This is a genomic window from Xenorhabdus entomophaga, from assembly GCF_037996725.1.
In the GTDB taxonomy this organism is placed as follows: Bacteria; Pseudomonadota; Gammaproteobacteria; order Enterobacterales; family Enterobacteriaceae; genus Xenorhabdus; species Xenorhabdus khoisanae.
The window spans coordinates 1-816 of the sequence record NZ_JBBMXH010000280.1; the positions used below are offsets into that span (position 1 = coordinate 1).

1 pseudogene is annotated in these 816 nt (G+C 40.0%); it reads right to left on the minus strand.

Annotated elements, in window-relative coordinates:
• Positions 1–146: 146 nt before the first annotated feature.
• Positions 147–716: pseudogene (locus AAC854_RS22765) on the minus strand (tyrosine-type recombinase/integrase); the annotation flags it as partial.
• Positions 717–816: the final 100 nt, after the last annotated feature.

Sequence of the window (816 nt, forward strand, 5' to 3'; positions counted from 1 at the left end):
TATGTGGCAGCTCATCAAAAGAGTTAAGATTTTCTTGAATGCCGCTTCAGCAAATAGTTGGAAAGGAATAGGAAATATGAAATTCTCATAATTATGAAAAGTTATATATATTAAACAACAAAGATAATTATTTTGTATTTATTCAGTTAAGCACGTTTCTTAAATTTTCCATGTATCACATTCTCTCCTAATTCGAGTGCTTCCATATAATCCGCATACCATTGCAGCATTTCCCTACGACCATCCAGATATTGGGCGTGATTATAAGTGCCTCGTATACTGTTTTTATCAACATGAGCGAGCTGTGTTTCAATCCAAGCAGTGTTATAGCCCTGTTCATGTAAGATTGTGCTCATAGTGTGGCGGAATCCATGACCTGTAGCTTTCCCACCATAACCAATACGTTTAAGAACCTGATTAATAGCGGCTTCACTCATCGGCTTACCTGCATCATTCCTGCCATGAAAAGCAAAGTTAAATCGACCTGTGATCGCCTCCAACTCTCTCAGCAAAGCCAAAGCCTGCTCAGGAAGCGGGACAATATGAGGCCGACGCATTTTCATGCGTTCTTGTGGGATTTCCCAAATTGCTTTATCGAAATCAATTTCTGCCCAAGTAGAAGCTCGCAGTTCTATTGTTCTTAATCCGGTAAGTAAAAGTAATTTAGTAGCGATTTGAGTAATCTTACTTCCGCTATAGAGGGAAAGCAGGGCAAGAGCGTGAATGTTCACTTCTTGCCCAACGCCTTAAACCCTGCAACTAATACCTTATCCAAATAGTTAATATCCATGCTCGCAAACCGTTGTTTTCGGCGAA